This is a genomic window from Sphingorhabdus lacus (assembly GCF_009768975.1).
Taxonomy (GTDB): domain Bacteria; phylum Pseudomonadota; class Alphaproteobacteria; order Sphingomonadales; family Sphingomonadaceae; genus Sphingorhabdus_B; species Sphingorhabdus_B lacus.
In genome coordinates, this window is the sequence record NZ_CP035733.1 from 3,327,384 (window position 1) to 3,347,650 (window position 20,267).

20 protein-coding genes are annotated in these 20,267 nt (G+C 55.1%); 4 read left to right on the top strand and 16 right to left on the bottom strand.

The window, feature by feature from the left end; all coding sequences use genetic code 11:
- Positions 1–12 precede the first annotated feature (12 nt).
- A complete protein-coding gene (locus EUU25_RS15965) occupies positions 13–1,338 on the bottom strand; it encodes a S41 family peptidase (RefSeq protein ID WP_158902736.1) in 1,326 nt (441 codons plus the stop codon).
- A gap of 630 nt (positions 1,339–1,968) precedes the next feature.
- On the opposite strand from EUU25_RS15965, the gene EUU25_RS15970 reads away from it, so the two are divergent.
- Positions 1,969–4,380, top strand: coding sequence for a TonB-dependent receptor (locus EUU25_RS15970; RefSeq protein ID WP_158902738.1), 2,412 nt, complete (start codon positions 1,969–1,971; stop codon positions 4,378–4,380).
- A 147-nt stretch (positions 4,381–4,527) separates the two neighbouring features.
- Complete coding sequence (locus tag EUU25_RS15975) at positions 4,528–5,298, top strand: SDR family NAD(P)-dependent oxidoreductase (RefSeq protein WP_158902740.1); 771 nt, start codon at positions 4,528–4,530, stop codon at positions 5,296–5,298.
- Positions 5,299–5,300: 2 nt separating this feature from the next.
- On the opposite strand, the gene EUU25_RS15980 is transcribed toward EUU25_RS15975, so the two are convergent.
- Genes EUU25_RS15980 through EUU25_RS15990 form a run of 3 tightly spaced genes read right to left on the bottom strand, consistent with a single transcriptional unit; the run spans position 5,301 to position 8,847 of the window.
- On the bottom strand, positions 5,301–5,948 hold the full coding sequence (locus EUU25_RS15980; RefSeq protein WP_158902742.1) for a TetR/AcrR family transcriptional regulator: 648 nt from the start codon (positions 5,946–5,948) through the stop codon (positions 5,301–5,303).
- Between the two features lie 53 nt (positions 5,949–6,001).
- Entirely contained in the window at positions 6,002–7,027 is a 1,026-nt protein-coding gene (locus tag EUU25_RS15985; protein ID WP_158902744.1) for a VOC family protein, read from the bottom strand.
- Positions 7,024–8,847, bottom strand: coding sequence for an outer membrane protein assembly factor BamB family protein (locus EUU25_RS15990; RefSeq protein WP_158902746.1), 1,824 nt, complete (start codon positions 8,845–8,847; stop codon positions 7,024–7,026). Before EUU25_RS15990 ends, EUU25_RS15985 begins: the two co-directional genes overlap by 4 nt.
- Before the next feature lie 83 nt (positions 8,848–8,930).
- Between EUU25_RS15990 and EUU25_RS15995 the strand changes: the two genes are divergently transcribed.
- Positions 8,931–9,941, top strand: a complete 1,011-nt coding sequence (locus tag EUU25_RS15995) for an alpha/beta fold hydrolase (RefSeq protein ID WP_158902748.1) — start codon at positions 8,931–8,933, stop codon at positions 9,939–9,941.
- 385 nt (positions 9,942–10,326) lie between these two features.
- On the opposite strand, the gene EUU25_RS16000 is transcribed toward EUU25_RS15995, so the two are convergent.
- The 9 genes from EUU25_RS16000 to EUU25_RS16040 all read right to left on the bottom strand — a co-directional run bounded on the left by EUU25_RS16000 (position 10,327) and on the right by EUU25_RS16040 (position 17,073).
- Positions 10,327–10,701 carry a DUF1993 family protein gene (locus tag EUU25_RS16000; RefSeq protein WP_281347014.1) on the bottom strand — a complete coding sequence of 125 codons (375 nt, stop codon included), beginning with the start codon at positions 10,699–10,701 and terminating at the stop codon, positions 10,327–10,329.
- Between the two features lie 152 nt (positions 10,702–10,853).
- Positions 10,854–11,477 (bottom strand): DJ-1/PfpI family protein, encoded by a 624-nt coding sequence (locus EUU25_RS16005; RefSeq protein WP_158902752.1) that lies wholly within the window; start codon positions 11,475–11,477, stop codon positions 10,854–10,856.
- A 107-nt stretch (positions 11,478–11,584) separates the two neighbouring features.
- A complete protein-coding gene (locus tag EUU25_RS16010; RefSeq protein WP_158902754.1) occupies positions 11,585–11,974 on the bottom strand; it encodes a hypothetical protein in 390 nt (129 codons plus the stop codon).
- Positions 11,975–11,980: 6 nt separating this feature from the next.
- Positions 11,981–12,610, bottom strand: a complete 630-nt coding sequence (locus EUU25_RS16015; protein ID WP_158902756.1) for a glutathione S-transferase family protein — start codon at positions 12,608–12,610, stop codon at positions 11,981–11,983.
- On the bottom strand, positions 12,607–12,852 hold the full coding sequence (locus EUU25_RS16020) for a hypothetical protein (protein WP_158902758.1): 246 nt from the start codon (positions 12,850–12,852) through the stop codon (positions 12,607–12,609). The genes EUU25_RS16015 and EUU25_RS16020 overlap by 4 nt, the downstream gene beginning before the upstream one ends.
- A 17-nt stretch (positions 12,853–12,869) precedes the next feature.
- Positions 12,870–13,334 carry a nuclear transport factor 2 family protein gene (locus EUU25_RS16025; protein WP_158902760.1) on the bottom strand — a complete coding sequence of 155 codons (465 nt, stop codon included), beginning with the start codon at positions 13,332–13,334 and terminating at the stop codon, positions 12,870–12,872.
- A gap of 291 nt (positions 13,335–13,625) precedes the next feature.
- Entirely contained in the window at positions 13,626–15,692 is a 2,067-nt protein-coding gene (locus EUU25_RS16030) for a 2Fe-2S iron-sulfur cluster-binding protein (RefSeq protein ID WP_158902762.1), read from the bottom strand.
- 35 nt (positions 15,693–15,727) lie between these two features.
- Positions 15,728–16,351 carry a DJ-1/PfpI family protein gene (locus EUU25_RS16035; protein WP_158902764.1) on the bottom strand — a complete coding sequence of 208 codons (624 nt, stop codon included), beginning with the start codon at positions 16,349–16,351 and terminating at the stop codon, positions 15,728–15,730.
- Positions 16,352–16,452: 101 nt separating this feature from the next.
- Positions 16,453–17,073: a glutathione S-transferase family protein gene (locus EUU25_RS16040; protein WP_158902766.1), complete on the bottom strand. Its 621-nt coding sequence runs from the start codon at positions 17,071–17,073 to the stop codon at positions 16,453–16,455.
- Positions 17,074–17,265: 192 nt separating this feature from the next.
- Between EUU25_RS16040 and EUU25_RS16045 the strand changes: the two genes are divergently transcribed.
- A complete protein-coding gene (locus EUU25_RS16045) occupies positions 17,266–18,162 on the top strand; it encodes a LysR family transcriptional regulator (protein ID WP_158902768.1) in 897 nt (298 codons plus the stop codon).
- Between the two features lie 7 nt (positions 18,163–18,169).
- Here EUU25_RS16045 and EUU25_RS16050 read toward each other — a convergent pair whose 3' ends face one another.
- The 3 genes from EUU25_RS16050 to bufB are packed head-to-tail and all read right to left on the bottom strand — an operon-like array spanning position 18,170 to position 20,267.
- Positions 18,170–18,643: a DoxX family protein gene (locus tag EUU25_RS16050; RefSeq protein ID WP_246162792.1), complete on the bottom strand. Its 474-nt coding sequence runs from the start codon at positions 18,641–18,643 to the stop codon at positions 18,170–18,172.
- Complete coding sequence (locus tag EUU25_RS16055; protein ID WP_158902770.1) at positions 18,640–19,389, bottom strand: HvfC/BufC N-terminal domain-containing protein; 750 nt, start codon at positions 19,387–19,389, stop codon at positions 18,640–18,642. Before EUU25_RS16055 ends, EUU25_RS16050 begins: the two co-directional genes overlap by 4 nt.
- Positions 19,371–20,267: an MNIO family bufferin maturase gene (gene bufB / locus EUU25_RS16060; RefSeq protein ID WP_158902772.1), complete on the bottom strand. Its 897-nt coding sequence runs from the start codon at positions 20,265–20,267 to the stop codon at positions 19,371–19,373. The genes EUU25_RS16055 and bufB overlap by 19 nt, the downstream gene beginning before the upstream one ends.

Genomic DNA, 20,267 nt, shown 5'->3' on the forward strand with positions numbered 1-20,267 from the left:
GTCGAGAGCCCTTCAGAGACGTTTGTAGAGGCGCGCCGAGCCGTCGCGATTAACGCGTTCCAGTCCGACAACCCTGCCGTCTTCCCGTACCACTCTGAATCTGAAATCGTCCATGCCTTCGATATCGAACAAGTCCGGCGCGACGGGTTTCAGTGCCGCACGGAAACGATCGCGCCACATATAGAAGAGCTTACCCTGTTCGATTCCGATCATCCGGCCTTCATATTTGCCGACGGCGGATTGAAGTCGCGCGGCTGATATCGCGGTCGGAGTGTTTCGGGCGAGTAGCGTCGGACGCAACCACTCATAGTCGCCCTGCTCGGTGACGCCATGTTTTGCGCGCTCCTCAATCGCAAGCCTGTGCGCGACAATCAAAGCCTCGATCGATGGCACTTCTATGTCCGGACGAACGCCCGTGCCTTCAAAGTCACCATTATCGACCGGATCGCGGATCTGACCAATGGGTACCTGTAGGAAGAAATCGTTGTCGACCGGCTTTCGATCGACCGGATGTGCACCACCTGCTGTCAACGCGCCTACAAGTCGCGCGCGCCCGAGCTTTTTCATAGTGTAGCTCATCCATTCGGCTGCGGAAAAGGAGGTTGAGCTGGTCAAGATATACAGCGGCTTGTCAGTGAAGCGCTTACCAGGCAACGCGGGCAAAACCCACTGCCCGCGTTCTATGCGCTTGCCGTCTTCATTGTAATAGTAATCGAAAAGTAGCTGGTCCTTTTCGCCTGAGAAGAAGTAGCTTGCGATGAACTGTGCCATCTCCAAGTGGCCGCCATTGTTGTAGCGAAGATCAATGATTACCGCATCGGTGTTTTCGACCATCCGCATCGCTGCTGCTGCAGTATCAAAGGCAAGCGTCGGATCGGCGAAGTAGGCCATGTCGATATAGCCGATATTGCCGTCGAGCCTTTGCACGCCACGGAAGCCGAAATTGGTGCGCGCCGCCTCTTCATGGTCTGCTTTGCGCTTCGCTGTTGCAACGGCAGGCACATCCTTCATTCGGGATTGGGTGACCCACACCGGGTCGAAACCCACCACGAAGTGCAGATCGCCACTCACCTTGATGAGGTCGTCGGTCAGCGCGTGCGCAAGTGCTTCCTTGCTTGGTAACGCGTCGTAGCGGCCAGCGTTCAGCTCCAAACGAAGCGACGCCGCGACTTTGGCTGCGATGTCCGGGAACACGTAATTTTTGGCCAGAGTAGCATTCAGCGCTTCAACGGTTCGAGAGACCTCCTCTCGAGTAATTGGTTGAGCCGCGAGTGGGGAAGCCGCAACAAGGGCGAGTTGGATCGCAAGCAGGCGGAAGGCGCTTTTTTTCAATTTCATGTCAAATGGCACTCAAGTTGTAATCCACAACATGTTGCGCAATATATTGTATATGTCAACTCCACGCTTACCCGGCTTCCTGACTCCAAGGTAATCTTGTTGACCGGACCCCGGCGTTCTGAATGTCTAGAAAGTTGTCGTGTCCGGACAGGCAGCTTTTGTTGCTTAATGTCGCGAAAGCCGCCCTTCGTTCAGCCGATGAACAAACGTCCGCTAAGCACAAATTTCGCGCCCATAACGGACTGTCGGCACTGTCAAACAAAGCTGCCCTTAGCGTGATGTGTGAACGTACGGCCGCTTTTTGCGATTTCAGCCTAAAAGGGGACTGTCCGGACCGTCCAACGAAGGCGACAGTCCGCTTTTCAGTGCGCGGTCGCAGTATACAGCCATTCATTCATTGGTTGCTGAGACGGCAGTTTTGACGGACCGTCGTGTAAGTCCGCTTTAAATCGACCAAACGCAGTATCCAACCTGATCATGCTGCTATGACATGTCGGAAGCCAAAATAACGTTCTATCTTGCTTGGAACGTCTTTCCGCCTTTTCTTAATGACGAATGTTACAATAATAATTGACGGATAGTACAATAACGGTCATTGGTCTTCTTCTGGAATCAGGAGAGGGACAGAAGATGGGACAGAAAGAACTTTTGCCACAGCGGTGTATCGCAACCTTTACCGCCATTTTGCTATCGGGCACGGCTATGCCGGCCGGCGCACAGCAAATGCCGACACAAGAAGATACCGGTGGTGGCATCGAGGAAATAGTTGTGACTGCCCAAAAGCGCATCGAAGCGATTCAGGATGTTCCAATTGCGATTTCAGCTTTTACCGCAGAGACCATCGAAAGGCAGGGGCTCGACGATGCGCTCGACCTGCAATTGCAGGTACCCAACCTGCTCATTGTCGGTAATGACCGGCCCACGATCCGCGGAATTGGCAATAATGCAATTTCATCAACGGCCGACAATGGCACCGGCGTATTGGTCAATTTTGCCCCATTGGGTTTTCGCGCGCAGGATGAATTTTTTGATCTCGAACGCGTCGAAGTGCTCCGCGGGCCACAGGGCACCTTATATGGTCGCAACACCACGGGCGGAACCATCAACGTCATCACCGCTAAACCCAAAGAAGGGTTCAACGGTTATCTGTCTGCACAATACGGCAGTTTCGATACGAAGCGCGTGCACGGTGCGATCAATCTGGGTGACGACACCATCCAATTGCGTTTCGCCGGATTTTATCTAAACCGTGACGGATACACCAAGAATGTCGGCACCGGGCAAGACATAGATGGCCGCAACCAACATTCGTTCCGCGCCTCGCTGCGGATCAATCCGGGTCCCGATACAGTCATCGATTTCATGGTCAATCACAGCAAGGAAGACAGCACGCGGTCTCGCGAAAATAAGCGGCTTTGCAGGGCGACCCCGGTACTCGGCTGTTCGCCTGTATCACTCGGGTTTGACTCGCCCGATACAAGCGGCGTGCTTTTCCAGACATTACTCAATGCTACGAACGCCTTTGTGTTTGGTAGCGCATTGTTTCCGGCAGGCAGCAGCATTTACGCCGGCGCGCAAAATCCTTCTGATCTTCGCACTGTTGCCACCGACTATGACTCGCGTTTTAAAGGTGAGCAGACCAATGTAACAGCCGAGATCAGCCAAAAGTTCGGGCCTGTCACTTTATTGTCGCTGACCGCATTCTCGAAAGGAAATTCAGAAGCGCGGACCGATTTCGACAATGCCGTATTGCCATTCCGTTTTAACATACCAGTGACCTATAATGTGGATCGCGACACGACCGTTACCACCAACCAACTTCTCACATCGGACAGTTTTGTTGCTTCGAGTCGATCATATTATCAGGAATTCAGGATAGCTTCTGACTTCGCTGGGCCCTTCGATGTTACGGTGGGCGCAAACTTTTTCAACACCAAGGGCGACGCCTCTTTCCAGATTTACCATCCTGGTCTTGAGCTGTTTGCCAGGCTATTGCGGGGCTTGCCGCAAGAAGCTTGGTCATTCAATGCCGACACGCGCGATGCCAGTACCAAGTCATACGCTGCATTTGGTGAGGCCTATTACAATTTTACAGATGCCACGAAACTGACCGTTGGGCTGCGTTATACCAAAGACAAGAAATCGACGCGAGGACGCACCGTGTTTTTGTCGGTCCCAGCGTATACCGAATTGGCCGGAAGCTACGATGCGGTCACGGGTCGCGTCGTCGTCGATCACAAACTGACCGACGATAATCTACTTTACGCTTCGTTCTCGCGTGGTTTCAAAGGCGGCGGGCTGAATGCTATCGGTTCAGCACTCCCAACTTTCGACCCTGAATATATCAATGCCTATGAACTGGGATCAAAGAACCAATTTGCCGATGGCACTATGCAGGCCAATTTCTCGGGCTTCTATTATGACTATAAAAACCTGCAGCTGGGACAAAGGCGCGGAACATCGGTTCAGACTATCAACACAGATGCCAAAATCTGGGGCATCGAGAGCGAATTTGCTTGGGCACCTGCCGACGGTCTCCTGTTGAATGCCAATGCTTCTTACCTCAACACAAGATTAGGCGGCCTTGCGTCTGGTCAGGAAACCAGCGATCCAGCCAATCCCGCTCAGTGGAACGGCGTTGGTACACCGACGAGGACGCCTGAGGTGCGATTGACGCTGAAGGGCAACGAGCTACCCTATGCGCCGAAGTTCAAGATTGCTGTGGGCGGCGAATATAGCATGCCGCTTGGTAGCGGCGGATGGACCGCAACGATACGTGGTGACTATAGCTGGCAGAGCCGATACTTTGCGCGCGAGTTCAACACCGCAAACGACCGGATCAAGGCGTGGAGCATCGCAAATGCGTTGCTGCGGGTCAGCAATGCGGATGCGACGATCAATGTCGAAGGCTATGTAAAAAATCTCTTCAATAAGGACAATATCACCAATTCGATCATCGAAAGCGACTTGGTCGGGAGCTATCGTAACGCCCGGATATTGGAGCCTCGTACATTTGGAGTGATGACAACGTTCCGTTTTTAATTAAAGCGGCGGAAATCTCGCTTCGGTTTGGCTGACCAAAATGCCAGTGCGGCGGGATCGATCGGGTCCTGTCGTATTTTCTGCCAAGCGTATTTGAAATTTTGCACATTAATGATAGCCCTAGACTGCAAGGGAATGGGTAGATGCATGAGCAATAAGATATTTGACCTTTCGGGCCACGTCGCAGTGATTACTGGAGGCAATTCAGGTCTTGGGCTGGCGATGGCAACCGGATTGGTCAAGGCTGGAGCACAAATTGCTATCTGGGGCCGAAGTGCGAAAAAAAATGCCGATGCAGTAGCCACCTTAGAGGCGATGGGCGGTACGGCGGCAGCGTTTGAGTGCGACGTTACCGACGATGCCAGTTCTGCGGGTGCATTCACTGCCACGCTTGCGCGCTTCGGTAGCATCGATAGCTTTTATGCAAATGCCGGCGGATCCGGCGTGCGCGGACCGTTTCACACATTGAGCCGCGCTGACTGGCAGAGCACCCATGAGTTGAATGTGCAAAGCGTAATCACTTCGTTTCAGCTTGCGATCAAGCATTGGCTGGAAGTGAAGAAGCCCGGAAAACTTATCGTGACGTCGTCAATCGCAGGTTTGATGGGCATTCCGCAGGCTACAGGTTACTCTGCAACCAAGGCAGCGGTCGCGGGCCTGGTCCGCGGGCTAGCGATCGAATACGGCCGTGCGGGGATTCAAGCAAACGCGATCCTTCCTGGCTTTATCGAAACCGAAATGTCGCTCGATACTCCGCAATACTTCCAAGATGGTGCAAAGCGCCGTGCGGCATCAGGTGAAATCGGGCGGCTCGAAGACATGGAGGGTATTGCGGTCTATCTGGCGTCGAAGGAAAGCCGGTTTCTCACCGGCCAGTGTATCGTCCTCGACGGCGGACACACGATTTTTCCGCTATAACTCTAGCCGCGGGCGAGCGGCTGCTTGCGCGCCATAAATTCGGATTTAACGTTCATGATTGTGCCGATAATCATCGTGACCGTCAGATCCTCGATTGTTTTAAGGTCGAGGTCGCCCCGGCGAAGGTAGGAACCTGCTGACGCGGGCAAGCCGAAAGAAATGTCGGTTGCTGCGCGCGCGATATCATACGGCAGGTCAAAATGTTTCATGACAATCTTGGTCAGATAATCGACCGCGGCATCACGACCATATTCGGTCGGGTCATGCAGGCCAGCTACGCTCGGTTCGTTTTGCAACCTTTCGATTATCAATCCGCGCTCGTCATAATATTTGAGATATTCATGCGTGACCGAGCGCACCAGCGCTTCGAATGTGCCGGCACTCGCTGCCGCCGCCGCCTGCAAACGTCGGAGATGCTTCATCTCGCGCTGGTAAAGTTCGCGCAACAATTCGGTCAGGTTCGGAAAATAGGTATAAACCAACGATTTGCTGATGCCCGCTTCGCGCCCAATCTGCTCGACCGTCAAGGTCGCGACACCTTCGCGCGCTACGATATCCGCGGTCTGGTCAAGGATCAGTTCGCGCCGCTTTTCGGGGCTATAGCGACGCCGCGCCTTTATCGGCGTTTTCAGGGATACAGCACTGACCATGTCGCAGGGGTAGCATATTTTTGCGTTTTGAAAACCGACGTTAGCTCGCCAGATTATTTAAGCGCAGCAAGTCGTTTGACTGAATGCGCGTTACCTGCAGCCAGCGCCTGCTGCACGGAAAACAAATTGCCTTCGGGGTCATAGGCATATTGCACTTTCCAGCCATCCAACTTTATTGCTGGCCCAGCCAGCGCGACACCCAATGCTTTGAGCCGAGCCTGCTCAACTTTCAGGTCGGCAACTTCCAGCGAAAAGGCATTGTAGCCGATGGCGTCCAGTTTTCGCCTGCCATCGGGCTTAGGCGTCGCAGGACGAACATATTGCCAGACCTCGATATCCATATTGCCGACATTCAGCCATCCTCCCTTTATCGCAAGATTGTCGATATTGGCGACATCATCAAGGCGGGGCCGGTTTTCCTGTTCGATTGTCCGATGCGCCTTATGCGCCAGAACCTTTTCGTAGAACGCGATCATAGAGTCGCGGTCATGCACCGCGTTGGCGATGTGCGTGGTCCAAGAAGCTTCGGTGCGTTTCGGGGCATCGAGCGATTCATTTTCGATCATGATGCCATCAGGATCACGGCCATAAGCGTAGCGTACGCCGTATCCGCCAATATCGACGCCGTCAGCTTTGCCGAAGCGCGAGATGACATCGAGGCCAGCAGCCATAAAGCGGAATATCGCTGGGTCGGTCGACGAAGACTGGAAGCAGATATGATTGTAGCCAGGAGCGGTAATCGGCCTGCTATTTGGAGCTGCAACTTGATCAGGATCGAAATCCATCAGTTGGATATAGCCAGTCGGCATTTCGATAAGGGCAATGTCGACACTTTTGTGCCTCGTGGATAATAATGTTTTTGGGAATGCGGAGCCGTTGACGCGATAGCGCTTAACGATCTTGAAGGGCACAGCTTTGGAATAGAAAGTGATCGTCGCATCGATATTCGACACGGTGATCGCGGCATGGTGCAACCCAAGATGCGGTCGTCCTTCCATCGACTGCGCTATCCCTGTTCCTTGCGCGGCGGCCAGGGTGGGAGAGACGATGAGTGCCGCTGCGAGAAAAAGCCGTTTCATTTACGCGCTCCTATTTTCCTCGGTCCGAATACAAGCAAAACATTACCCGAAATTTGCCCGAATTTGTCATAGCCCGAATTGACGATCAGATAGCCTCCCGCAACTACGGGGCCCGCGGAGTCAATCGCTCCGCCATAGCCTTTCACGCCATTGACCGTCGGCCAGTCGCGACGCGTATCAGTGGTCCACAATATGCGGCCATCCTCGCTGGCATACGCACGCAAGATTCCGTTCAGGGCACCGGCGAAAACTATGCCATCGGTTAATGTCACGCCTGCCGACAAGGCCGTCCGGCATTCATGCTTGTCTTCCTTGCAAACATAAGGTTCGATCTTGCTCCACAAGGGCTTGCCGGTTGCAATATCGAAAGCGTGCATCCCCTGTCGCGACGGCCCGACCGCGCCCTTGTTCCCCGGCGTATCGGCAATCCCTGCGAACAATGTCGTATCGTCCGCTGCCATGCCCCAGTGGACACCGCCGTTAAATCCGCCCATTCCTGCGCGCTGCTGCCAAAGCAGCTTGCCGCCTCTATCTGGGTCTAGCGCATAGATCATCCCCGATTTCTGTCCCGCGAGAATGATGTCGCGGCCATATTCGGCCTTTACCAAAATCGGCGGTGCGCCGAAATCGAGGTCCGGCCCGTCTTCCTTGGGACAGTTGATATTGTTGTTATATGCTTGCCGCCCGCATGAAGCATTCCAAGCGTCGCCCTGTAACATCTGCTGTACCCAATGGATGCGGCCGGTGCCGAGATCAAGCGCGATGATGGCGTCGCTCTTGTCGTTGGCAGGAGACGAATAATTTTCGCCGGTGCCGATATAGAGCAGCCCGCGCTTGGCATCGACAGTCGGCGAAGACCAAACAGGCGCGCCCGAAGGACCAAAATTCGATACGCCGTTTTTGTTCTTGCCGGTTGCTTGGGGCGCATCGGTCGTGTGCATTCGCCAAAGCGTATCGCCATCCGTGGCATCGAGTGCGGTTACGCCGCCTCGGAACGTGCAGCAGCCGTAATTGCCGTCCATTGCGCTGACAACCTCGGCCGATGACATTGGGACATAAAGCCTGCCGCCATACAGAGTGGGCGAACCGGTTATAGTGCCCGCCGGATGATCCTTAACCGACTCCTTCCAGACCAACTTGCCGCTTGTCGCATTGACCGCGTAAACATTGGCGTTGAAGTCTCCGAAATACAGATTGCCGTCCTTGCCCAATGTTGGCGCGCTTCGCACTTCGCTGTCGGCATCGAATGTCCACCATATGCAGCCGCTGTGCGTATCGAGTGCATAGACACGTCCGTCCTGACTACCAGTGAAGATAGCATTTTCAGTGACGGCAGGCTGCGAACGTGCGCGGGCAGCATTGGGAAAGGCAAACGCCCATTTCAATTCGAGATTGCCGATATTTTTGGGCGTCAGCCCGCCGAGTGACGCCGGCTGATAACGGCGGTTGTCGGTACCATTGCCCCAGCGGTTCCACAGCGACCTGCCGAGCGCCAAGTTGCCTTTGCACAATTGCCCTGCAACCTTGCTGCTTTTGGCACCGAGATACTCCGCAACCAGCGTGCGTTCCTCAGGTGAAATAGATTTGCCCTGTTCGCGCATCAATCCGGTTTCGAGCGCAGCAAGAATTGTAGCAGGCGTGCGTGTTTCGAGGGCCGTGCGGGTAGGGGCACCGCCTTCACCTGCGTCATGGCACGCCGCGCAATTGCCTTGGTATAACGCCTCGGCCTTTGCTTTGTCCGCGTCGGTCAAGCCTCTATTGCCGGAGGAGCAGCCTGCCAGCAGTGCAATTGCCAAAAGCGCGCCTAGGCGTTTGCTCATTCGGTCATACCTCTCCATCCTTGCCACCAGCGATAGCTTTTATTGACGTTTATTACAATAGAAGATATAGGTCTCTCATGCGAATGCACATTCTTCGGTTGGCTCTGTGTCTCCTTCTGGCACCATACAACGCGTCCGCAAAGGAGAAGGAAAGTATCGATCCGGCTGTCGTACACGCGAACGCCAACCGCGGCGGGCCCATAAGTTACAGAGAAGGATATTTTGGCAGCGGCGATACGCGCCTTCACTATGTCGAGGCCGGGAAAGGGCCGCTCGTCATCCTCTATCACGGATTTCCGTCCTTCTGGTATAGTTGGTTCGACCAGATGGAAGCCTTGAAGGGCGGCTATCATGTGGTCGCCGTCGATGGACTTGGAGCGGGATTGTCGGCAAAGCCCAAAGCCTTGGAACCTTACCATGTGTCGCGGTTAGCGGAACAGGTCGATGCGCTGGCACGTCATTTGAACGGCAATAAACGCTTCACCCTTATCGGACATGATTGGGGCGCGGCATTGGCCTTTGCTTATGCGCAAGCGTATCCGAAGCGGCTCAATGCGGTCATCGGCATGAGCGCGCCGCCTTACAACCAATTTCTTGACCTCGTGCGGCGAAGCACCGAGCAACAGAAACGCTCGCAATATATGCAACTATTCCAGAAGGTGACATTGGATGATATCCAAGAACGCAAGCTGACTGAACTAATCTGGCAGCAATCTTATGGCAGCCTGATTGCGCGTGGCGACCTGACACACGACGAAGGGGCGCTGTTCCGTTCTGCATTATCAGATCCGCTTGCTATTAACGGCGGCATGAACTGGTACCGCGCCAACATGCCGCCAATATCCGAAATTACGGCAGCCACCTATTGGCCGCGCGGCAAAACGCATATCCGCGTCCCAACGTTGCTCGTTTGGGGCGAGGAAGATGGTACGTTTGTCCCGGAATTTCTGGTAAAATTGACGGATTACGCCCCAAAGGTTGAGATACTTCGTTTGCCGGGTATCAATCATTGGACGCCAATGGAACAGCCGCGAGTGGCAAACACGGCTATCGAACACTTCCTGTCGCGGCATAGTCGTCCGAACAACCGCTGAAAGGCGGGGAAACAAAGTTTTCATGAATTTGTGTAATCGATCGCGGTCGCATATTCCGCCTTGAGCAACTTGGAGCGTCGATTTTCCACCTAAAGCGCCATGCGCGGGAGCTCAAGGCATCGTTAAAGTATGGCCGCTGCTTGAGCTGTAGATCGAGTGTGCTTCAGGTTTCGACACCTTAAAGTCGTCCACCCGAAAACTCACAACGAAGCTGTCGATCACGCAGGTAATAGATGACCCTCAAAGCGGTCATTTACGGACTCAACATTCTTGCTGAACGAATGTCCGATATTGACGGCGAGAATCAGGCAAGCAAACTGCAGCAAAGTTAGCGGTAAACGACAACGAAGCTGGCCACAGACGCCAGAGAAGTCCGGCTGAAACTTCACTGTTGCGTGACGCCAATGTCAAAAAACACGCTCGCGTCACTTGACGCGTAACTGTCCCTAGAGTCGCCCTTTCCGATCGGAACGCCCCGCATGCGTAAAATGTCATAAGCCGTAACGACGTGGAAATAGAAGTTGGGCAGTGAATATGTGAGAAGATAGGTCTCGGGCGTAAAATTTAATGTCTGCGGGCGCCAGATCGAAGCGTATGCATTTTCCTTGTCTACCGGTTGATAAACTTCAATAGCAAGGTCCTTGCCGGACCAGTCATTTACCTCTTTGGATGTGAACGCCTCCAGCATCGTTCCCGCCTTGCCGATCATGATCTGTAGCTCGGCAAACGTATTTGGCCAGACGAGATGGGACGGGGTAATGGCGCTGGTCTACAGCCACGTAGATAACAGCACGGACCTAGGTCGTCTCACAGCCACACCGGGATATGCCGCATGGATGCGCGATGGATCTTCTTCAAATTCCGCAACGAAGCGCGACGGGCCGCCCGCCTCCAACTGAGTTACGTCAGGGATCAAGCCTGAGCTGTCTGATACCACGCAAGGGTTGGGCGAGGAATCCGCATCCTTTGCCGTATTTCGTCCGCAAATTCACGCGTCGATAGAATCTCTAGCAATTTCAAAGCGAGCTCGATGCCAGTCCCCGGCCCGGTTGAACTCATTACATGGCCATCTATCACAAGAGGTTTGTCGACAAAGACAGCGCCATAGCTCTCCAACTCTGTTTTGCGTTTGCCGCCCGGTTGGTGGTAAACGGTTGTTTCTTTTCCTGTGAGAATGCCAGCGGCCGCCAGCGCAATCGAAGCCACGCAAACTGCGGCTATCGGTGCCTGCCGGTTATGGAAGTTGCGAATGATATCGAGAAATGGTTCGGACAGCGCCTCTTCATAAAAGCCTGCATCCTCGAAGCCCCCCGGTATCACCAAGGCATCAAAATCATCGGGATTGATCTCGGCCAACAGCGCCTCGGGAAGGACATCAAATCCAAAGGTCGATTTAATGGGACTTCGCACGCCAACCGACAGTTGTTCAAATGGGGCATCACCATAGATATTTGCCCAACCGAAGACTTCGGTAAAACAACCAGCCTCCATGACCTCAAAGCCATTGGCCAATAAAATCAGCACCCGTGTTCGCATTGACCTACCCCCCGTTCGGTCAGACCCGTTCAGGTCCGCGAGTGGGGTAGCACGATTAGGAAGTCATTGCCATGACAGGCGATCATTTCGTAACGGAGCGCAGTAGTCTATTGCTGCGGGAGCGGGGGTAATTTACCAAGCAATGCCGGATTTAGTTCCAGCTCCTTTGGCTTCGCCACACCTAATTCCCGGGAATGGGCAAGTTTGGCGATTTCTTTAAGCTCAAGCATATTGTAGCCAACCATCAGCGCGCGGACGACGGCTGCGTGAATGCGCACTGGTTCATCTGAACCAAGAGCGCAGGCAAAATCTATTGCGGCGGCAATACGTATGTCGAAGCTGTGCAAGTCGCGTGCGGCATCCACTTCGGCGCCGGTCAGGCCAAGCCGGTCGGCGCGCCTGTCCAGTCGTGCGAGCGTTTTCTTGCAAGTGCAGTCCCGATCCAGCGCAAGTTCAATGTGCAGCTTCAGGCGTTCAGTCAAAAATCTTTTGGGCATAGCAGTTCAGATGGAATTTCCGGTCTGGCATCTTTCTATCCCCCGGCGCACAGCTTCCCGCTGCTCGATCCGGCTGGTCCATGCCTGTGCGTGGTGATAGTCCAAAAGAGAAAGGCCAGCGTAGCTTGCCGACCTAACCCATGAGAAATGGGCGATGTCGGCAATCGAATAGTCTTCGCCATTCAGCCATTCTGACTCGCCAAGCCGCTGGTCCAGCAAAGCCAGATGGCGCCGGGCCTCGCTATGGAAACGCTCAATTGCGACAAGGTTTGCAGGATCATTTCGCAGAAAGTAGCTGGCATTGCCAAAATTTGGCCCAAGCCCCGCGACCTGCAAAAACAACCAGCTTAAAGTCGATGCATGCGCCACTGCGCTGGTTGGTATAAGCCCCGGTTTAAGCCCTGCAATGTAGAGCAAAATCGCGCCGGATTCAAAGACAGGCACCGATTGTCCATCGGCAAGCTTGTCGACAATTGCGGGAATTTTGGCGTTCGGATTGACCGCCCGCAGTTCCGGTACCGACGCCCCACCCCGGCTCAGGTCGACCTGGTGAAGGCGGTAAGCGATCCCGAGTTCTTCCAGAGCTATCGGCACTTTAATGCCATTGGGGGTGGGGCTGGTGAATACGTCCATCATGGGTTGCGACCCTCTTTAGGGTTCCCATAACGGTCGCATTCAACCTGAAACGAGGCGCAGAGCGGCCATAGGATGACCGAGAAAGCGGCAAGGAAAAAGAGGCCTTGGGCGGTAATAGCGAGCGCGCCGGTCTCTCCCAGCGAAAATGCCGCGCAGCCATAAAAGACAAGGGCAATCCAGGAAAAGAAGTAGCGTCGTTGCCAACGCAGATCCTTGCTCAGGCAATGGGCATTCATGCGCATGGTGATATCCTTTTATGTCAGAAACCAAGTTCGCTCAGGCCCGGATGATCATCCGGCCGGCGACCTAAGGGCCAATGGAATTTGCGATCGCTTTCGGCGATTGGATGTTCGTTGATGCTGGCGATGCGCCGACGCATCAGACCATCGGCATCAAATTCCCAATTCTCGTTACCATAGGCCCGAAACCAGCTGCCGCTGTCGTCGCGATACTCATAGGTAAAGCGGACCGCGATGCGGTTGCCGTCATGGGCCCATAGTTCTTTGACCAGCCGGTAATCCAGTTCGCGTGACCATTTGCGGGTCAGGAAAGCTTCAATCGCTTCGCGGCCATTCAGAAAGTCCGCGCGGTTTCTCCACGCGCTGTCTGCGGTGTACGCCAATGCAACGCGGGCGGGATCCCGGCTGTTCCAGCCGTCTTCTGCAAGACGTACTTTTTCGGCTGCAGACTGTTGGGTGAAAGGGGGAAGCGGGGGACGTGACATGGATAATTCCTTTGGTTGGAAAAGGTAGCGGACGGCGCACAGGAGGGGGTGGGGAGGGGCGCGCCGTCCGCTCATCGGATCAAGCCAAGCAGGCGATGGTCCGGATGTAATCAAAGTCGGTGATGAGTAAAATCATTGGGTTTCTCCATTTGAAGCGGCAGTATATTCACTGTCTGAAGCCCTTATGGTCTCGTTTAATGGATGAAAGAACAGTCGAAAAATTCAACTCACTATTCCGTAATTTGTAATAATATTTGTCGATCATCCCAGTCACTCCCCGGCTTTCGGGTGCTAAAGCTCCAATATTAGCCGTGCGGGCCCATCGCCATTTTCGGCGGCGGGAACGGCGCAACAGATTAACGCCTCATCGCTTTCCGTCTGGAAAGCAGGTTGTTCGGGATAGGTCACCGCGCCTGCGAGGATCTTGGTACGGCAGGTGCCGCAGCTTCCGCCCCGGCAGCTGAATTCCGGTGTCAGTCCGCGCGCTTCCGCGAGGTCCAGCAAGCTCCCGATCTCCGGTGCCCAACGTGCTTCCTTGCCAGAGGCCGCAAAGGCCACTGCGACCGGCTTTGTTGCCGCTGGGGCCAATTGGACGCCGGGCGTGGTTTCGACCTGGCGTTTCAGTGACGCGGGTCCGAACGCTTCGGCATGGATCCGATGGTCGGCGACGTTCAGTCCGCGCAACCCATTGTAAATCGCTTGCATGAACGGCGGAGGACCGCACATCAGAAAGTCATAATCGTCGAAACCAAGCGCTGCGCGTAGCAAGTCCATGTCGACCCGGCCGAGGACCTCAAAATCCACTCCCTGCTCCGCGCCCTCTCCATCTTCCAGCAAACGGATGACGCGCACCGCACCGCCAGCGCGTGCCAGGAGGGAACCGAGTTCATCGTCAAAGGCACGCTCCGCTTTGTTGCGTGCGGCATAGAAAAAGATTGTGGGCCGGATATGGCGCGTGCGTAAACCTTCGTAAACGATATGGCGGAGCATCGCCAACATCGGCGTGATGCCGACGCCTGCGGCCATGAGCACCGCGGGACGGCGCTCACCAGCATCGATGGTGAAATTGCCGGCGGGAGGACGCGCATCGATGATGCTTCCGACCGCCACCTGGTCGTGCAGATAGCTGGAGACCAGACCTTCCTTCTTCACGCTGATCCGATAGGTTCCATCAGAAGGGGCCGAGGAAAGCGTGTAGGTGCGAATGACTGCCGGTGCATCAGGATCGGGTTGGACGCGGATGGGCAAATGTTGACCGGCCAGATTGGCTATCAACCCGGCATCGTCGACGGGTTCCAGATAGAAGGAGCGGATCACGCTGCTCTCATCGACGATCTTGCTCACCTTCAGCGGACGCCATGTCGATCCCTGCTCGGCTGCCTTGCGGCGTTGCGCGGCTTGATCCCAATCGCCGGTCATCAGCGAATTTGGCGACCAATCCAGAAAGTCGAAGCGCAAGGGGAATGCGGCCTTACGTCGCACGATCTTTTGCGGCGTAAAAGTCCACAGCCGCTCCGCACCCTGAAAGGCCGCGATGTCGGGAGACTCCAAAATGACATCTGCGCTGCCCGTCATGTGCAACATATCGCCATTGCTGAAGTCGACAAAGACCAGTCCAGCGCGCGGGTTGCGGAGAAAATTGCCCAATGTGTTGAAATGCAGATTTCCGGCAAAGTCGGGAATAGTGAGCACACCATCGTCGCCGATGCGCACAAAGCCTGGCTTACCTCCACGGTGGGAAGCATCGACCTGACGGCGGCCATCTTCCAGATCGATATAGGAAGCGACGAAAAATGTGTCGGCGGCTGAAATCGCGGCACGCGCATCATCATCTAAAGCGGTTAGCTGTTCAGTCGCTGGCGTTGTTTGGTCTTCCGGCGAAAGCGCGTGCCAGTTGCGGGTCTGGATATATTGCGGGCAATTGCCGAAGCTATGTTCGACTTCGACTGTAAATCCACCTTCTGAAACTGCGCCAATGGCCCCGTTCATCCGGTTGCGGCGGCGGGAGTGCAGTTCAATCCCCAACAGGCCGATGGCATCGCCTACTTTTCGATCCTTGATGGCTGGATCGCTTGGATCATATGGCGCATTTATGGTGAGTTGCCGGGGGTCGGGGGATTGCATGAAGCCCGGCGCGCCTGCCAACACTGTCGCCCAGACATCGCCTTGGCTATCAACGGTGCCAGCGACGACAAAAGGCAATTGTTCGAAAAAGTCGCGATGCTGTTCGGGCATATGATCGCGAATGACACGGCGGCCAAATTGCTCCATCCGATCGGCAACGCCCAGTTTGCTCTGCAGTTCGACTTCGCCGCTGTGAAAGGGCGAACCGGTCGGGATTTCGTCATTGCTGTCCATGGCATCTCTCGTTTCTATTGAAGTGGAAGTTTCCGTCAGACTTGCGGCTGGTTCAGCCATTCTTGATCGAGTTCGGGCACGCGCATTTTGGCACGGATGTGTGCGGCATTTTGTGGCGAGGTGAGGTTGGCGAGTAAGCGCAAAGCCACCTCGACTGAGGTCCCGGGTCCGGTTGAGCTGATCAAACGGCCATCTTCGACGACGGCTTGATCCACAAATAGGGCACCATATTGCTCAAGCTGGTCTTTTCTCTTGCCGCCTACCTGATGATAGATGGTCGCTCTGCGCCCCGCGATAATTCCAGCAGCGCCTAGTGCCAACGACGCCACGCATACCGAAGCAATGCCGCGGTCCCGGGCGTTAAAGTGCCGGATAACAGCGAGGAAGGGCTCAGACAGGGCTTCATCATAAAATCCTGCCCGGGCAAAGCCGCCGGGAATGGCGAGCGCGTCGAAGTCATTCAGGTCAAGCTCTGAAACCTGGGCTTGCGGCATGACTCGAAGTCCGAAAGTTGAACGCAAGACAGGTTTGAAACTAGCGGAGACCAGTTCGATCGGCTCGTTTCCTTCAAGGGCAGCCCATCCAAATACGTCCGTGAAACCTGCTGCTTCGAGCGGCTCAAACCCATCGGCCAGCAAAAGCAGAACCTTCTTGGTCATTATATGGTCACTCCGAAAAAACAGGCTGCGCCTTTTTATGGGCACTTCATGAGATCGTCCGGACGCTTCTCCGTTGGGAAAAGACGTCCGGGCGATGGGTGTCAGGCTGCTGCGGCCAGCCCCACTGGGGTCTGCACGAATGGAACAAAATTAGGCAAAGCCTCGATGTTCTTCAGCCAGGCATCAACATTGGCATAGGCCGCCAAGTCGACATTGCCTTCGGGCGCGCGGGCGATGTAGCTGTACAGCGCAACATCGGCGATCGTGGGGTGGTCGCCGCCGATGATCCATTTTTTCGTCGCAAGTTCATCGTCGATATTTTTCAGAACGGCATGTGCGCGTCCGATGACTTCTTCGGCATTAAAGCCTGCGCCAAATACGGTGATCAAACGGGCGGCGGCAGGACCGAAGGCGATCTGGCCGGCAGCGACCGAAAGCCAGCGCTGTATCGCAGCTGCACCGTCAGGATCGCTTGGCAACCATTCGGTCAAGCCACGCTTTTTGGCGATATAGATCAGGATCGATGCGGAATCGGCAATGATTGTGCCGTCGTCGTCCAGCACAGGCACCTGGCCAAAGCGATTAAGCGCCAGAAATTCAGGTGCCTTATGTGCACCTTTGGCAAGGTCGACTTCGACCAGTTCGAACGGGGTTTGTGTCAGCGAAAGAAACAGCCGTGCACGGTGGGCATGGCCAGACAAAGGATGATAGTAAAGTTTCATGTGATAAGCTCCATAATGCATCTGCCACAGTGGATTAGGGGGACTGGGCCTCTTGCACTGCCTTTATGGGCCTGCACTTTTGCGAACAGAACGGAGATAAAAGTCAAAGGACTATTCCATTTTTCGGAATATTCTTGCTCCTGTAACGAAGCAGCCCCATAATTCCGGGGCGACAGTCAAAGGAATCAGAACATGGCAAAGCTTGAGGCGATGCACACATTCGTCAAAGTGGCCGAGACCAGCAGCTTTGCTGAAGCCGCGCGGCAGTTGCATATGAGTCCTCCCGCGGTGACACGCGCAGTATCCGCGCTTGAAGAGCAAATCGGCACGAGATTGTTTACCCGCACCACGCGGGTTGTTCGGTTGACCGAAGCCGGGAACCGCTATTTTGAAGATTGCCGCAAGATATTAGCGGATGTGGAAGAGGCCGAGGCTGCGGCGTCGGGGTCCTATGCGCGTCCGACCGGTGTCCTGCATGTGACGGCATCGGTGCTTTTCGGACAGCAATTTCTTCTGCCCATTTTGACCGAATTTCTTGGTGAGAATCCGGACGTCACGGTCCGCTCCCTTTTCGTTGATCGGGTCGTGAACCTGGTTGATGAAGGCATCGACGTGGCCATCCGCATCGGACATTTGCCCGATTCCAGCCAGAGCGCGGTACGGGTCGGTAAGGTGCGGCAGGTCGTCTGCGGCGCACCTTCCTATTTTGCGGACCATGGCATTCCACAACAACCTGCAGACCTCGCCCGGCATCGCATGATTGCAGGGACGAGCTCCTTCTCCTCGCTCGACTGGTTCTTTGGGCAGGACCAGAAACATAAGGTGCACATCACCCCGAGACTATTCTGCAACACCTATGACAGTGTGATCCGCGCCACTCTGGAAGGCTGGGGCCTATCGCGGGTGCTATCCTACCAGATAGGCGAGCATCTTGTGGAAGGCCGCTTGCAGACCGTACTCTCCGACTTTGAACAGGACCCGCTGCCAATCCATATTGTGCACCCAGAGGGCCGGCGTGCATCCGCCAAGGTGCGCGCGTTCATCGATCTCGCCGTTGACCGCCTGCGCGCCAACCGATTGATAAACTAGGGACGCATCAGGATTGGTTGGAAGGCGCCAATTTTGTTTGCCGGTCGAGGAGCGCATCCAGAGACAGCTTGCCCGGACCATAGGCCATGATGCCCAAGGCAAGGGCGAACCAGCCGAAATGGGTCGAGAGAAACGCGTCGGGATAGACAAATATCTGGATGGTGAGTGTCATAACAAACAATCCCAAAGCCGATAGCCGTGTAGCCAGGCCCAAGACCAGCATGATGGGCAGCAGATGTTCGGCGTAGGTAGCGAGATAGGCCGCAATTTCGGGGTCGACGAACGGCAAGCGATATTCTTCTTCAAAAAGGAAGAAGGTGTTTTCGGACACGGTCAGCAGCCCTTCGACTTTGGTCCGTGCAGAGCTCCAGAAGATTCCGGCAAGCCCACCACGCATGGCAAGCTGCACAACGGCCTGGGGGATTTGGGACATGATTTTTGCAGGTGCAGAAAGTGCACCGGATAGGGTCGAGTTCGTCACTTCATTTCTCCTTCAATAGGCGTGTGTGTGGGGACAATAATTCCGGCAATGGCCAGGTTGATAAAACGGGCAATCAAGGTTTCGGCGGACGGATCGTCCGGATATTCCGAAATTAGGGCGGCAAAAGTTTGCGATTGGGCGAAGTGCCGTAACAACACTTCGTCATCGGCATGCGCCAACATCTCTGTCACCAGATCGTCCTGTCGCCAGATAATCGCTGTTTCCGTCGCGTCGGGTATCGGCGGCGCTGCATCGGGTTCCAACTGGGAGCGCCAGATCGACAGTGCAGGATTTTCGGAAACGACAACGGTCACCGATGGATGAAGCATTGCTGGAATATCCAGTGCCGCAATGGCCGAAGCTTCGCTTTCGATCCGGAAGCTATCCGTATCAGCGGCATGATAGGCCTGAACGCGTGCAAACTCGATCCGCGCCACGTCGGCCAAATAGGGATAATCGCTTAGCGGGTTGAACGTGCTCAAGAACTCGGCAAAATCATGCCCATATTCGGTCATGATCGGCGAGCGCGGAGGATGGCGCTCGACGTATAGGAGAGTAAGCGCGGAAAAATAGTCTTCCCCAACCAGCTTCTCGACTGCGGGAAAGGTTGTGCGCAATGCATTGCGCAGCGTAATCCGAAAATTGTTTCGATAGACATTGAAGCGTCCATGCTCGTCCACCGCGGGCAAATCCGTTTCGAGCAACGCGTGAGCAAATGACGCCTGCATCACAACACCGCCGCGCACGCCGCACGCCCTATAATCTGCCGGACCTGATCGGTTTCCTGCAAGAGCGCCGACAAGGGGGGTATGTCATTATCCCGTTCTACGAGGACGGGGCGTATGCCGCCGCGGCTAATGACATGTTCGAGAAGTTCGAAAACCGGTTCGCCGACGGGATCACCATGGCTGTCGATCAGCAATGTCTGTCCATCGGCGTCCTGAATGGCCTCATGCCCTGCCACGTGAATTTCGCCGACCAGGTCCAGCGCAATGTGCGAGAGCCAGTCCTGCGCAGACCAATCATGATTATGGCATGAAACATAAAGATTGTTCACATCCAGCAGCAGTCCGCAACCTGTGCTTTGGGCAATTTGCTGCAGGAATTCGGCCTCGTGCCAACTGCTTGCCGAAAACGCGACATAAGTTGACGGATTTTCGAGGAGCATTCGGACACCCAGAAAATCCTGGGCTTCGTTGATGTTGGCAATGACGCGATTGAGAGTGGGCGTATCATAAACGACGGGCAAAAGGTCGTTGAAATAAACGCCGTCATGGGACGACCATGCCAAATGCTCCGAAAAGCTGGCGGGACTAGTGCGGTCGATTAACCTGCGAAGTCGTTGCAGGTGCTCGCGATCAAGTCGCTCTTTGCCGCCGATCGAGAGCCCCACGCCATGGATAGATAGCGGCCATGCCTCGGCAATCCTGTCCAACAGGATCAGGTTAGGGCCGCCGGCGCTCATAAAATTTTCGGCATGGATCTCGACGAAATCCACAAGCGATGGATCGGCCAAAAGCGCTTCGCAATGCGCGCGCTTAAGGCCGATCCCCACACCCGAGGGCAAACCGCCGGGCCCCGTTGGGGGGATGGGCGCAGACAAGGTAGGATGCGCCCCGGACAT

Excerpts from the sequence above, each read along its gene's own strand:
- EUU25_RS15965 (WP_158902736.1), bottom strand. The coding sequence starts at position 1,338 with ATGAAATTGAAAAAAAGCGCCTTCCGCCTGCTTGCGATCCAACTCGCC.
- EUU25_RS15970 (WP_158902738.1), top strand. The coding sequence starts at position 1,969 with ATGGGACAGAAAGAACTTTTGCCACAGCGGTGTATCGCAACCTTTACC.
- EUU25_RS15975 (WP_158902740.1), top strand. The coding sequence starts at position 4,528 with ATGAGCAATAAGATATTTGACCTTTCGGGCCACGTCGCAGTGATTACT.
- EUU25_RS15980 (WP_158902742.1), bottom strand. The coding sequence starts at position 5,948 with ATGGTCAGTGCTGTATCCCTGAAAACGCCGATAAAGGCGCGGCGTCGC.
- EUU25_RS15985 (WP_158902744.1), bottom strand. The coding sequence starts at position 7,027 with ATGAAACGGCTTTTTCTCGCAGCGGCACTCATCGTCTCTCCCACCCTG.
- EUU25_RS15990 (WP_158902746.1), bottom strand. The coding sequence starts at position 8,847 with ATGAGCAAACGCCTAGGCGCGCTTTTGGCAATTGCACTGCTGGCAGGC.
- EUU25_RS15995 (WP_158902748.1), top strand. The coding sequence starts at position 8,931 with ATGCACATTCTTCGGTTGGCTCTGTGTCTCCTTCTGGCACCATACAAC.
- EUU25_RS16005 (WP_158902752.1), bottom strand. The coding sequence starts at position 11,477 with ATGCGAACACGGGTGCTGATTTTATTGGCCAATGGCTTTGAGGTCATG.
- EUU25_RS16010 (WP_158902754.1), bottom strand. The coding sequence starts at position 11,974 with ATGCCCAAAAGATTTTTGACTGAACGCCTGAAGCTGCACATTGAACTT.
- EUU25_RS16015 (WP_158902756.1), bottom strand. The coding sequence starts at position 12,610 with ATGATGGACGTATTCACCAGCCCCACCCCCAATGGCATTAAAGTGCCG.
- EUU25_RS16020 (WP_158902758.1), bottom strand. The coding sequence starts at position 12,852 with ATGCGCATGAATGCCCATTGCCTGAGCAAGGATCTGCGTTGGCAACGA.
- EUU25_RS16025 (WP_158902760.1), bottom strand. The coding sequence starts at position 13,334 with ATGTCACGTCCCCCGCTTCCCCCTTTCACCCAACAGTCTGCAGCCGAA.
- EUU25_RS16030 (WP_158902762.1), bottom strand. The coding sequence starts at position 15,692 with ATGGACAGCAATGACGAAATCCCGACCGGTTCGCCCTTTCACAGCGGC.
- EUU25_RS16035 (WP_158902764.1), bottom strand. The coding sequence starts at position 16,351 with ATGACCAAGAAGGTTCTGCTTTTGCTGGCCGATGGGTTTGAGCCGCTC.
- EUU25_RS16040 (WP_158902766.1), bottom strand. The coding sequence starts at position 17,073 with ATGAAACTTTACTATCATCCTTTGTCTGGCCATGCCCACCGTGCACGG.
- EUU25_RS16045 (WP_158902768.1), top strand. The coding sequence starts at position 17,266 with ATGGCAAAGCTTGAGGCGATGCACACATTCGTCAAAGTGGCCGAGACC.
- bufB (WP_158902772.1), bottom strand. The coding sequence starts at position 20,267 with ATGTCCGGGGCGCATCCTACCTTGTCTGCGCCCATCCCCCCAACGGGG.